Source organism: Halostagnicola sp. A56, from assembly GCF_000691505.1.
Lineage (GTDB): Archaea > Halobacteriota > Halobacteria > Halobacteriales > Natrialbaceae > Halostagnicola.
The window spans coordinates 13,982-26,366 of sequence record NZ_JMIP02000025.1; the positions used below are offsets into that span (position 1 = coordinate 13,982).

Genomic DNA, 12,385 nt, shown 5'->3' on the forward strand with positions numbered 1-12,385 from the left:
TTCAGCAGCGTGGTAGAAATGCCGCGCGACGAACGAACCCAACGAACGCGAGTAAAAATAACCACTCATACGCATTTTCAATAGAATGAATTTCTCGAGGGGAAAGAAAACCAATACTCGTAATGAATATTAGTGCAATAAAACCAATAATGAATTTAGGAAACCTCTGCCAGAGTTCTCGCCACTGTATTCTATTTGCACTCTTCCCCTCAGTGAGCATCTGTTTCCGCGCATAATATATAGTATATATAACCGTTATGAGACCAATGAGAGAGTTACGTGTTAATTTTGTAAGTGTTGCCCATTGCCCAGCAGTATCAGAGTGAGTAAACCCAGCTGCGACAGCTGGCCCAGTACTGAACATACTAACTCCCGCCCACATTCCGAAGACCTGTGCAGGAAGGTTAAGAATTTGTCCTATGATCGGATAAAATATCAAGGTGATGGAGTCAAATAGTAGCACAGTCGCCGCCGCATATGCAATGTGTTCTTCTTTTGCTTTAATACTTCCAGCGACGGCGACAACCGCTGAGACGCCACAAATACTCGCGCCTGCTGCGAGCAGTGTAGCAAATTTTGATTCGAAATCAAACAGCAATCTCGATAATAATTCTATGGACAGAATTGTCAATATTGAGAATGAAATAACAGATATAATTACAAATACACCTCTGTCAATAATTTGATCGAGTGTAAGAGAGACGCCCATAAGAACAATGTGTTCTTCGTTCACCTGATTACTATTACCTTTTTCGGCCAGCTTTCCAGCCGATCGAAGAATATCCAGCGCCCGACGCGCATCGCCGTGATCTCGAGCGGCGAGCGCAGATGCTAATTCGATCACTCCTTCCTCGAGAACGCCTTCTTTGAAGGCGTCTTTCCGCCGCTCGAGGATCGCCTGCAGTTGCGTGGCATTATACGGTGGGAAAATTATCGGATCGTCCTGAAAACTCGAGGCGACACGTTCGTCAGGGCCATCCGTGTAATCCGTCTTATTGCTAATCGCAACGACCGAGATGTAACAGCCCGTCTTCCCTGCCTCCTCTGATCTCGAAAGCTTCGATAGGATCTCCGCGGTGTCATCCCCAAGCTTGTCAATCTCGTCTAAAATAACGATCATCGAATCCGATTTATGTAACAGCCCATCACTCCCCCACAGTGAGTCGTAGTATCGACTCGTACCGACTCCTTCTTTTGGGATGTAGCGGTCAGGGTCGATCGAATCGCGCACCTCGAAGGCCATCTTTCGAGCTGCTCGCGTTTCCGTGTTGTACTGATCGCAGTCGACGTAGGCCGCTGTTAGCTCGGTCTCCTGTATCTGTGCGATTCCTCGAGCACGGCCAGTGACGTGTTTAGCGACGAGAGATTTGCCCGTTCCTGTCTTTCCGAACAGAAAGCCGCTCTCCGGTGGATTTCCGAACGCTGCTGGTTTTAACAGCGTTTCGACGGTTTCGATTTCGTGGTCCCGACCCACAATTCGATCCTTCTGAGGGACGTGTTGCGGGCGAAGAAGCTGTCTCCGTCGGAAAATCGACAATGCTTCGTCCGCCATTGGATCATCTTGGAGGTCTTCGATGGAGGGTGTTGGTATCGGATCTGTTCCCATTAACGTTAAATCTTTTTCAATATCTAATAAAACTAACGAACCTTGTTTTCAGTGAAAATGCGAATATCTCGCAGTAAAACGTGGATCGCTCATAACGGACTCAACGCATAGAAGCCACCTTCGATGTATTTTTGCATTGGAACTTTCATGAGAATCTCCACCAACAATCGACAAGAATCTTTTTGCTAGTTGGGAAAATTGTCGTCAATTCTGACGTTCGATGAGGTGCTGACACCCGCGAAGGAGGGGGTTCCTGTCCGTTCTTTCGTATCGTATTGGCTGGACAGAACTTCATTTACCCTCCTGTCCGATATTGTTGCTCCTCTGGTCAACGAGTCCGGCGGCTCGTCCAGATGATTCTGTGTTGCTTCCAAATTCGGCTGGCTGAGAACCCTGCAATATGTGGACGAGCCTGTCAGGCAGACATGTCCCGAATTCTCATAATGGGTTATTTCGGGATCCTAAGGGGCTATAACATGGCATGTGGTAGATGTGGTCCTTAGGGGAGCGCCAGATGTTCAGGCCCTCAGACTATCGATTCCCTGAAAGGTGAGGAAGTTAGGAAGCTGAAGCAAACAACGGTGATCCTGAGATTGAGCGGATCAACCTTCGAATTTCCCAGTCATTCCGCGAAGTCATCGATGAGACGTGGCGCGAGCGCGGATTCAACAGCCGTAGTGAGTTTATCCGTTACGCACTGCGAGAGTCAGTGAATCATCCGGAGGGGAGCATATAATCGAACTCAGCAGTTTTGAGTCGGGGTTCTGTCCCTGGACGAACAGTCGCTCCAAGATAAAACGCGAGCGGAGCAGCGTGGAACAGGTTTCGATACTTGGGTGGAATCGTTATTTGGACCTCGTTCTCTGGTTGGTCAATCCCTTCTGGAATGTGCAGTTCGTCACCCAGTTCGATGAGTGGTGGATGTCCCCTGAGTGTCGGCCAAGCACGTTCTGCACTCGTCGTTTTAAGCGCCGATGGAAACGCCGAGACCGCTTTCATCAGCGAATCGATGTCGGGTGTAGTGGTAATAGTCTCTGCGGGATGCTCGTGAAGTGACCTCATTCCCAGCTTAACTGGTGCTTCGCTCCTGAGAGATATACGAATTGACTTTAGCCCTACTTCGATCGTTGCTGGGCAGTCGACTTGTACATATAGTCGAATTGGTCCACTGAGGCCAACGAATCGCGTTTCAGTGTCGAGATCTACAATATCTCCAGCATCAAGATTCTCTTGTGCTCGGCCTGTTTCGTCGTGGGTGGTAACAGAGTAAAGTTGGTCGAAGAAGAGTTAGTCGCGTTCTTCGAACCGGCCAAGCACGGTATTTGTTTCCATAGGAGTCGTTTCGCCCGAGGGAAATAAAATCGTTCGGTGTGCTCGAGACGAGTCGGGATCCAATGGCAGGGGTGATTCGATCGCGAGCGTGGACGGTGTTTCACACCCTATTCGAAGGTGCGTTTCTAATTACGAAGTGGTTGTTCTCATTCTCAAAATAGATTCTGCTAAAAGAGAACGCAGAGGTTCATTCGGAAATCACAGGCGAGCGTGAAACCGTATTCGAGCATCCAATGTGGCCAATATTTTACGCCTGTACAATCGTAATAGATGAGGGTTCGACGAGTGACGGATGGTCGTGACACAATAGCATAGAATAGCGAATACTTGGCGTATAGTTCCGGCAGCCGTCGGTTAGAACAGTTAGTACGGACACGCAGATATCAGCTAGTCAACATCCACCACACAGTATTCTGTGTATGAATGCTATCGTTCTATAATAGAGAATACTATTTTCTAAATAGTGTTCTAACTCAACAGAACACAGTTCAGGCGGCGGAATCGAGGGATTGAGTTCGAGAGCGGCCTCGAGAGGGACACACCGCGAGCGTAGAGTGGTTCAAGAACTGTTCAGCCATCCGAATTATGGTCTAACTCAGAATCATCTTTTGTCTGACGAAGATTTATATAGTTTCCATTATAACCATATCCGCAATGAATCATTCTACGAGGTTTGGAGAAGGTTACTTCGATAAACCGAGTAATGACTCAGTCGCTCACTGAGACCGTTGTTCTTCTCGATATCGTTGTTGTTCACACTCTATACTTGCTATAAACGGTTTTATCCATATTTCTCCTACCCCACCTCTCACCTATTTACACTTCGATGACGGGGGGAGGGTATTCAACACTCGGGACAAACGCAGGTAATTCTAATGGTACTCAATGGAGATGTGAGCACCGATCTCAACTCTGTGCGAAACCTGAACTCGTCGATCACGAAAATCGGGTCAAGTCCCTATAGGATTGGATTCGAGTTTACACATCGAAGACGGGGGGTGTCCCCGAGAGAACCTTCTGAAACCGCCCGCAAAATCACTGATTGTGAAACTCCTTCAACTGGGCGTTGACAACGGACTGAAGGAGATCCTCCTGATTGGCAATCGCTTCCAGACGAGTATCGTCGACGATTCGACTCATCATCGCTTCGGGGTCTCCCGTGAACGTGAACTCCATGTACATTCCACCACCACGGCCTCGACTCTTCCGGGACGTCGAGATGAGGCCATACGTAGAGAGTTCTTTGACGTACTTGACATAGGTCTCCCGTGTCATCTGGTCAGCATCGATTTCTTCGGTAATCCACTGGTAGACCTTGAAACCGACCGGGCTCGGAACGGAACTCCCGGACCAATTGGAGAAATGGGCGACTGAAGCGGTCGCGTAGAGAGATATCTTCTTCTGGGTGGTCAGTCCCTCGATCAGCTTCAGTGAGCGGTCCTTATCGATTTCCTCCTGGGATTCGCGGACGTGTTCTTCGCGAACTTTCTCATCACCACGTTCATCCGCGAGGTCACCGGCACCGCGGAATAGGTCGATTGCCTTTCTCGGCTGGCACACGCAGCATACACGCGTTCGCCAACACTCGCAGCGACGAACTGTTCCGGAGTCAGGAAATACGTCAGTAGCCCTGCGAAGATTCCAGTCGCACCAAGTACAATGAATATCTGACGTGAACTCGGGAAGAGCCCACTACAGAGAAGTCCAATGGCTCCAACGATGAAGAGACCGTACGCCGTCTTTCGATAGTGTGACTGTCTCGAGCGAGTATACTCGTTCCGAAGTCGTTCGTTCTCAGCCTGGAGAATCTCGAGTTGTGCCTCGAGTTCGAGACGATCTTCAGGGGAAACTGACTGGTTGACAGGTTCGTCATTACGCTCCGTATCGGTTGTGGCGGCTTGTTCACTCATCTGTTGATTGTGGTGTTTCCGTGTCCGTTTTGTCGTTAGATTCACTTCCCGGGACGATTCCAAGCGAAACGAGTACGTGTCGATGACCGAGATAGAGCCCGATCGATAGCGTTCCAATACCGAGTCCAGCAGTAAGCCACAGTGAACCAGTTTGGTACCCAACCCAGCTACTGCCAAACAAGATAATTAGTGCGATGATACTGACTACTGTTGCTTCAACTCCAGCTTTGATTCGAATAACAGATAGGACGATAAGGGCAAAAAACGCACTTTCGATCAAAAGGAACGTATTCTGTGGGATCCCATCCGGATAGACAACAAGAACCAATAAATGCCCGACAGCGAGGCGAACTACTCGTGTGGAGAGTTTCGTGAGGAATGCCGCTCCGACTCAACGCGCGTTGATCAAGCACAGAGAACAGAAACCGTTACAGAAGTCCCACAACGCTCGAATGAACGAGGACTACAACCAGCACTGGATGAGTGAAACCGGCTTCTCGCAGCTGAAGGAAGACGACGGCGAGAAGCTCCGCTCCCGAAGCTGGCACGGCCAGTTCCGGGAGCTGACACGGAAGTGCATCGTGCGTAACCTGACGCAGGCGGCGAGTTAAGGGTTCGCCGCCTGCTCCCCCTTCTCCGGATGTATCCGGAAGAGGCATTGCCGTCGTCACTGGACCAATGGAGCAAGATACGATAGTTTTGACGCTTCAGCAGCCACCGTGAGTAGTGATTACTGCATCTTCTGAGTTCAAAAACTCGTCTCCGACGCTTTGATCCTGTGGAAATTGACCCTATCCAGACGCCGTCTTGCATTCAACAAGGCAACAGAACAGCAAGAGTAGTATATATTACAGTCAAAATATGAGCGAGTATCCCAGATGACCGATTATATCGACACATATCGTGAATCGACTGCGTTTGGAAATAACGGAGCTAGAGCGCTTCAGAGCGAGGTTGTTTAAGGATACGAGTAGAAATATCGAGATTCACAATATGTATATACCCCTATTGTGATTATATAATATGGTCAATAATACGTCTTCCGGCCGTCAACTCAAAACTCTCAAGACTGCTTTTGAACTGATTGACATTATCCAGCAGCAAAACGGTATGTCGATTGAATCTCTTGCAAAAGAGATGGACTTAGCATACAATGGTAACGATTCTGCTTGTCGCTGGACTTCTCTTCGGGTTGTTCTCCGTTGAGGTCTCGGCGCAAGAGGGCAATGAGACAAATGAGGTAGAGGATTATGAATACGAATTTTCAGACTCTGTGAGATTGGTCGATTACTACGAGACTGATGATGGAAAGTTTGAAGCTGTGTTCGAGGCGGATAGACCGACCTCTGGTACGTATACTGAACTGACTGGAGGGCAGGGAGAATACCACGATTTCAGTCTTGAAGAGGGGAGGAATACGATTGAAATTGATGTTGACGAAGCACCTAAATATAGTTTCAGTGTAGACGGACGCTGGACCCATGTTGGTACAACGGAATCAGTGGTAGAGGGACCGCCATCTGGAGAAGAATGGAGTCCAGTATACATTGTCTCTGGTGTTTTGTTTTCGTTCGGGAGTATTGTCGCTGCGGGGCTTCTCCTGTTCAATTTCATCGACAAAATCACAGGCGGTAAACAGGTGTTCGGAGCATGAGTGATGAGACTTACCAACAGGACGATTCAAAAGAGAATCCAAACAAGACGAAGGATGAGTCAACGGAGAAACCATACAAGACCAATCGTCGCCACCAAACGGAAACAGAGAACACAACGAACGCGGAGAATGCAATCGAACGGAACGGATGGTTATGAGACCTCAGTCGAGAGAGATCCAGAGCAAAAAGGACAGACCAACCGTTTGGGCGAGGTTGATCGCCATCTGGGTCCGCCAAACGAGTAGCGGCACGTTCGACTGGTCGTGCCACCACGCCGAAAGGGTCGGGTCAACCAGATAGTAAAACAGCACGAGCCCGTTCTCGAGTACCAGAAACAGGGCGAAGACGAGGAGGCCGAGCGTGTGCTTCGATCTGAACGTGAGGTAGTTGCGCCCCCAGATGTAGCCAAGCCCGAGCAACAACACGACGTTGAGGACAGTCGCGGCCTTCGCCAGGATAATCCAGGTACTCATCTATTCCTCAGTTCGAAACGGGGTACGATATATTCTTTCCCAAATTCGTCCATAATCACTCCACCTCGTCCATAATCACTCCACCTTCTCGATGATTCGTTCGACGGTCTCCCAGTGTCGACGCGTGCGATCCGTCGGGAGCGACTACAAGCAGATCGGAGACCGATACGAAGAATTGCGCGATATTGCCTACCCCAGGATCTACGACAAACACAAGGATTTAGCAAGGAATGAAGGTGTGAGATTCCAGATGTACTTCAAAAGCACATTTTTAGAAAGCATTGGAAAATCAGCACTCTATAGAGGCAAGTACTCGGAGGCGAGATACTATCTTCTTCGAGCGTTGTTATACAGGCCTTGGTCACCCAGTATACTTGTTCGACTAGCTGCGTCTCTGGGGGGAGATCGAACCTACAAGGCAGCTAAAGACATCCGTAATCTACTGAGATGATTCTCACCGTCGTAGTACAATTATCGCCAGCGTACAGAACTGCTATAGTGTCGAAAATCGGTGCTGATAATACGAGAAAACTTGTACATGCAGCCAGTGGTTGACCGTGTCCAAGAGATATAACTTATCGTCTTTGATTTCACTGATTCAGAATCCGTCACGGATTTCAGAAGCTGCAGGTCTCCTGGTCGAAGATATTCGAAACGCGCCCTTATCAACCTACTCTTAGCCGAAAAAATGTTAGATCCAGGTGATCAGCTCGTCTTCGATGAATCAAAGGTACCAGCTGAGGCGGACCAGCCATACGATTCATCTGAACACTTCTGGCGGTGTGAGATTACTGGCAAAACCGGCCGAAGCGATGGTGTCAAATGGCTCCATAATGGTGAAGAGTATTCGTTCTCAGGTCTTTCCCAGACGATTCTCGAGCAAGTCTCAGAGCACACAGGACCCGTAACTGGGCCGGATTATTGGCGACATCCCGGCTTTGACAATAAGCGATTAGCTGACCTACGAACCGAGATGCAATCAGGAGAACTTGCATTTGAGGAACAGACTACGGACTAATGAGCCAGTCAGTTCCATCCCCGCTGTTCGATTCCGATAGTTCAGAGAGTGTTGATCTAACGCTAAACGAGTACGAGTCAACAGATCCGTTGGATCTCAGTGAACGGGATCTTCGGATGATTGAATCAGAAGTGAACGAGGGAGCGGAACTCGCTTCGTTGACGGAGCCTGGAAATCGACACCATAATCGGACAAATCATCTGGTGTTCGTCTTGCTAACCGCCGAGTCACACGGACTAACGCGAATTCATCCGGAACCTTATACCTGCGAGTGCGGTGAAACGTTGACTGCCGAAGTACTCGACGAAGGGGATGAGTCGAAGTCATCCTGGCCGAATTGCAAATCATGGCGTGATGGTGGTCGAAAGAAGTGCTCCGTCTGTGACGAATATCCCTCCATCGGTCGCGATCAGCACATCCGCGCACGAGGGTACGAACCGACACCGAAAGACGATATCAAGAACGTCACACAACATCAGCGGGAAGAAGCACTCGAAGAACACGACGGACAGTGTATCGCGTGCAGTAACGATGCGGAGTATGTGAAACGGATGGTACCGCCGAGGTACGGCGACTCTCGGGAGCTGAAAAACCTCGCCCCGCTCTGCGATCATCACTACGAAGATTTTGGCCACATGTTTGCCGACCTACTTCAGCCGGCGGAATGGTACCAGATTCATAGCATTTCGTGGCGTGAGGTAGCCGAATCAATGCGGGACCAGTATGCCGACCAAGGAGCGGACTCCTTCGTCAAGACGTTGGACGAACTTCTCGACCGCGGGCAGCCTGATAACCCCTATCCATATATTGATGGCTGAGGTCTAACATCTGCGCTAAAGCATTAGTGCGGTAGTTCTACTCGGGAAGGACAGTATCACTCCCCGAGAACTTCATCGACGGATGGAACCAATTCAGACTGATAGCCAGCAGACGTAAGGAACTCCTGGATGTGCTCATACTCCTGCTCCTCCTCTAGAGAGTTTGTCAGTAGTAGTTCCTCGATCACCTGCTCACCGTCATCACAAAGAGCTACAGATTGGGAGAGAGGAGTGTCCTCAAGTGGATCTCGTCGCTCATCAACCACGATCGGCTGCCACCCGCCCTGGTACTGGTATCGGTAGAGGGTGATAGTGCGGACGGTGTCATCGTCGACGAAGAAGCTTGTTTGTTCACGGCGTGGAGCAATAGCGAATTTCCCGCCATTAATCCCCTATGCCAATAAGTCGAACTCGTGAAATTCTGCAGGAACGGGACCGTCAACGACGTGAGTAATGACTCCCGGCCAAGTGAATCCGTAGATTCGCTCGAAGAAGTTAACCGACTGGCTTTTTCGAAAAGGTTGCTGAAAAATACGCTCATCTTAGGGATGTAGGGCCGATGGAATAACTACTGAATTAGCGCTACGCCTGGTTTCCGTTCATCAGTGGGTCCAGCTTTACTGATGAATACTGTCCAGCGCTCGCCGGGTCATCGCTCCATCGACATTCAGATATTGACGTGCAGTCGTGATGTCCTCCCAACCGAACATTGCTCGGAGTGCGGGGAGATCCAAGCCTCTTCCTGCATGGTACGACGCTGCTGTGGCACGTAGTCCGTGTAACGAGGTTGCGTCGTCGGACAGTTCTGGAGACAGTTCAAGGGCAGTCTCCAGCCGTCGTTGTAAGGTCGAGAACGAATATGGCCAACCGCCATGTTCGTTAAGTAGTAACTCAATCGCGATTCGGACTCGATACGAAAAATGGTACGGCACTGTTCGAGACGCGGCCTCTGTTTTCGGGAGCCAATAGCGATCTGCAAAGCTTTGGAAGTCCTTCTTGGGATTGTGGTCCATTCGTTGTTTCACTGCTTGCCGACAGTAGCCACAGATACCACCGTCACGTCCCTTTGTACAATCTTCTTGTTTAGGAATTTGAATCATCTGACGCTCTGGGTCAATCCACGACGTAGACAGGTGCGTCGTTTCCCCTGGCCGGAGTCCCAAACGTCCCCCGAGGAGGATAGCCGCTCGTGTCTCTAGACGTCTTTGGGTATCTGATATCCGCCCGGCTCCTTCTAACAATAGTTCGAACTCGCGTTCGCTAAGAGCCCTTTCTCGTGTTGCTTCCATACCTATCGCTGTCTGTCGATACAAAGATAATCTGTATCTTCTCCGAGTGCCAAGGAGTATAAAACGACATACCACCACACACTCAACTCAGGATTATGTCTAAACCCGACATCGAGGTTCTGGACGACAGTGACGCTTATCCTTACGCTTCCCACATCCGAGTTGATGAGAGAGAAATCCAGCTCGGAGACCTCCTACTGGTCTTTGAATCCGGTGAAAGCCAGTCGGTTAACTTCTTCGAGCGAATCTACGGATTCACTTGGCCGGGAGTCATTACTCACGTCGTTGACGGTCCCGTTCCTGCAGAATCGAAAGACCGTCCTGACCGGTGGTCTGTTGAATCCGGACCGCTTGGTTACCTGCTGGATCTTGGTTGATCGCGATTATTTCTTCGTTAGTGAGGACATCGAGAGTTTCATCGGACATGTTTCGAATGTCATTCCCAGCTATGAGCGGAGAAGCCATCAGTGCCCACATACCAAAGTGTGTTCGGTCCTCCACGTCGTTTAGGTTAGGATACTCTGGAAGATCAACGCCGATCACAAGCATGTCTGCATCATTCCAGCGACCGGGGCCAGCGTATTCAGCAAGCGGTTCGTTCTGGTCAATGATATCGATAATGCCATTTCCCCATAGGTCCTCCTGGGCGCTCCAGAGAGGCTTAATATCGCCGGTCGTCCGCCAGAGGTTGCCACCTACTTCTGGCGCCCACATCCACGGATCGTTATCTCCCCACTCACAGATACTGAGAAGAATATCCCGATCGGTGGCTTCAAGCGCATTGTGCATTCTCGTATAGCGTTCAATCGCCGACAGGCCATAATGGTCTCCGCAGTTATCGTATTTAAGGAAGTCAACTCCCCAGTCAGCGAACGATTGTGCATCCTTTGCTTCGTAACCGAGGCTGCCGGGAAGCCCTTCACATGTTGTCGTCCCTGCTGACTGATAGATTCCGAGTTTTAGCCCCCTCTTTGCGTTCTGTAAGTCAGAAAAATCCCGCTCAACCACAACGGAGAGATTTTCATAGAGGTGAGCTAACTCTCCACTCGAATCTTCGATCTCCGCAGCTAGTACATTTAACTCTCGAGCGAGATTGCGTGCTCGTTCGTCATCGCCCGCCGCAACAGCATCGTCGTATTCCTCGCGCGTTTCGTTATACTCCGAGAGATGAGTAGCATACTGCTGTTGTTCTTGCCCAGATTCGTTGAAGAGTTCCGACGGTGAATTATTCCCTTCTGCAGTTGCATCGGTTCCTTCTGAGCTCTCCTCAACGTCAACGTACTGTTCAAACTGCTCTTCGTACTCCTCATCAACGAATTCTTGTGCGAGTTCGTATTGGCCATCAGAGAGTGCAATGCTACTGTCTTCAAGACGGTTGGAAAGTTGATTTTCAAGCCATGACGCAGTACTCCCGGCATCGACTTCATCATCGTATTCGTCTGGGTTTTGATGAGGAACTGACTCGTTAGCACTACTCCCAGATACAGTCGTCGACAGACTATGTTCTGGGCCGGTAGCAGAAACAGCGTTCACACCAAGACTAGCACAGAGAAGCACACTGAGAACCAAAATTAGAGACAGAACAGCACGTCTAATCTGATCGAAGATTATATGAGATCCTTTCTAATTCGCCGGAAGATAAGCACTACAGCTGTTGAAATGGCGATAGTATAAACCAAACCCAAAATCATGCCGAGGAGCCAGCACCCCCCACCATCACAAATTTGTAGGGACAAATCATTTATAACAAGGTCCAAAGTCCAGAGTGAGAGTGTCATCGGGGCTCTACGGACGGGTTCTACTCCCCAGATTAGACCGATGCTTGTGATGAAGAAGGGAATATCAACGGATATATTAATTTTCCCATTCATCTTTGGATACATACTTTTGGAAATGGCTTACTGTATATATGTTTCTGCAACTGCACTTTGGTTCGCTCCTGTAGTGTGCATGTGCGTCACGCCCAAATACCGCTGAATAAAATGGTTTTGACAGAACAGAATAAAACAAGTCCACCTAGACGAGTAAGAGGAGCAGAATCGTCAGAATCGCCGTCAGCACTCGCCGTCAGTGTTCGTACTCATTGGTCTTGTTCGTCCGAAGTTCGCACATCGTAATAAGCCCCACGAAACAGTACGATTCTCGAAATCGAATTTCGAATTTCGAACCTACTCGATTTCGACCTCGCTCGAACACACTCGAGTAACGGGCGGCGCGCTCACGCACGGTAAGCGAACATGAACTGTGCAGAAGGGTGTGCGAGGTCCTCTGTCACGGGAACCGA

Annotated in this window: 8 protein-coding genes and 2 pseudogenes; 4 read left to right on the forward strand and 6 right to left on the reverse strand. The window is 49.5% G+C overall.

Annotated elements, in window-relative coordinates; all coding sequences use genetic code 11:
• Position 1 precedes the first annotated feature (1 nt).
• Positions 2-1,606 (reverse strand): putative sulfate exporter family transporter, encoded by a 1,605-nt coding sequence (locus EL22_RS16320; protein ID WP_082146808.1) that lies wholly within the window; start codon positions 1,604-1,606, stop codon positions 2-4.
• A gap of 601 nt (positions 1,607-2,207) precedes the next feature.
• Here EL22_RS16320 and EL22_RS16325 point away from each other — a divergent pair.
• On the forward strand, positions 2,208-2,342 hold the full coding sequence (locus tag EL22_RS16325; protein WP_255349677.1) for a ribbon-helix-helix domain-containing protein: 135 nt from the start codon (positions 2,208-2,210) through the stop codon (positions 2,340-2,342).
• A 1,631-nt stretch (positions 2,343-3,973) separates the two neighbouring features.
• Here the strand turns inward: EL22_RS16325 and EL22_RS14235 are convergent.
• Positions 3,974-4,486, reverse strand: a pseudogene (locus EL22_RS14235) (cell division control protein Cdc6); the annotation flags it as partial.
• Positions 4,487-5,188: 702 nt separating this feature from the next.
• Between EL22_RS14235 and EL22_RS14240 the strand changes: the two are divergent.
• Both EL22_RS14240 and EL22_RS14245 read left to right on the forward strand, forming a co-directional pair.
• Positions 5,189-5,459 (forward strand): annotated as a pseudogene (locus EL22_RS14240) (transposase); the annotation flags it as partial.
• A gap of 542 nt (positions 5,460-6,001) precedes the next feature.
• Positions 6,002-6,502 (forward strand): hypothetical protein, encoded by a 501-nt coding sequence (locus EL22_RS14245; protein ID WP_050052119.1) that lies wholly within the window; start codon positions 6,002-6,004, stop codon positions 6,500-6,502.
• Positions 6,503-6,664: 162 nt separating this feature from the next.
• On the opposite strand, the gene EL22_RS14250 is transcribed toward EL22_RS14245, so the two are convergent.
• Positions 6,665-6,976, reverse strand: a complete 312-nt coding sequence (locus EL22_RS14250; RefSeq protein WP_050052120.1) for a hypothetical protein — start codon at positions 6,974-6,976, stop codon at positions 6,665-6,667.
• A gap of 1,017 nt (positions 6,977-7,993) precedes the next feature.
• On the opposite strand from EL22_RS14250, the gene EL22_RS17415 reads away from it, so the two are divergent.
• Positions 7,994-8,812 (forward strand): hypothetical protein, encoded by an 819-nt coding sequence (locus EL22_RS17415; protein WP_156184163.1) that lies wholly within the window; start codon positions 7,994-7,996, stop codon positions 8,810-8,812.
• Between the two features lie 56 nt (positions 8,813-8,868).
• Here EL22_RS17415 and EL22_RS18665 read toward each other — a convergent pair whose 3' ends face one another.
• From EL22_RS18665 to EL22_RS18670, 3 genes are all read right to left on the reverse strand, one after another.
• Complete coding sequence (locus EL22_RS18665; RefSeq protein ID WP_231587976.1) at positions 8,869-9,078, reverse strand: hypothetical protein; 210 nt, start codon at positions 9,076-9,078, stop codon at positions 8,869-8,871.
• A gap of 351 nt (positions 9,079-9,429) precedes the next feature.
• Positions 9,430-10,101: a site-specific integrase gene (locus tag EL22_RS16335; RefSeq protein WP_082146810.1), complete on the reverse strand. Its 672-nt coding sequence runs from the start codon at positions 10,099-10,101 to the stop codon at positions 9,430-9,432.
• A 273-nt stretch (positions 10,102-10,374) separates the two neighbouring features.
• On the reverse strand, positions 10,375-11,634 hold the full coding sequence (locus EL22_RS18670; protein ID WP_231587977.1) for a glycoside hydrolase family 27 protein: 1,260 nt from the start codon (positions 11,632-11,634) through the stop codon (positions 10,375-10,377).
• Positions 11,635-12,385 lie beyond the last annotated feature (751 nt).

Bases quoted from the DNA above. Each gene is read 5' to 3' on its own strand.
- EL22_RS16320 (WP_082146808.1), bottom strand. From the start codon at position 1,606: ATGGGAACAGATCCGATACCAACACCCTCCATCGAAGACCTCCAAGAT.
- EL22_RS14245 (WP_050052119.1), top strand. From the start codon at position 6,002: ATGGTAACGATTCTGCTTGTCGCTGGACTTCTCTTCGGGTTGTTCTCC.
- EL22_RS14250 (WP_050052120.1), bottom strand. From the start codon at position 6,976: ATGAGTACCTGGATTATCCTGGCGAAGGCCGCGACTGTCCTCAACGTC.
- EL22_RS17415 (WP_156184163.1), top strand. From the start codon at position 7,994: ATGAGCCAGTCAGTTCCATCCCCGCTGTTCGATTCCGATAGTTCAGAG.
- EL22_RS16335 (WP_082146810.1), bottom strand. From the start codon at position 10,101: ATGGAAGCAACACGAGAAAGGGCTCTTAGCGAACGCGAGTTCGAACTA.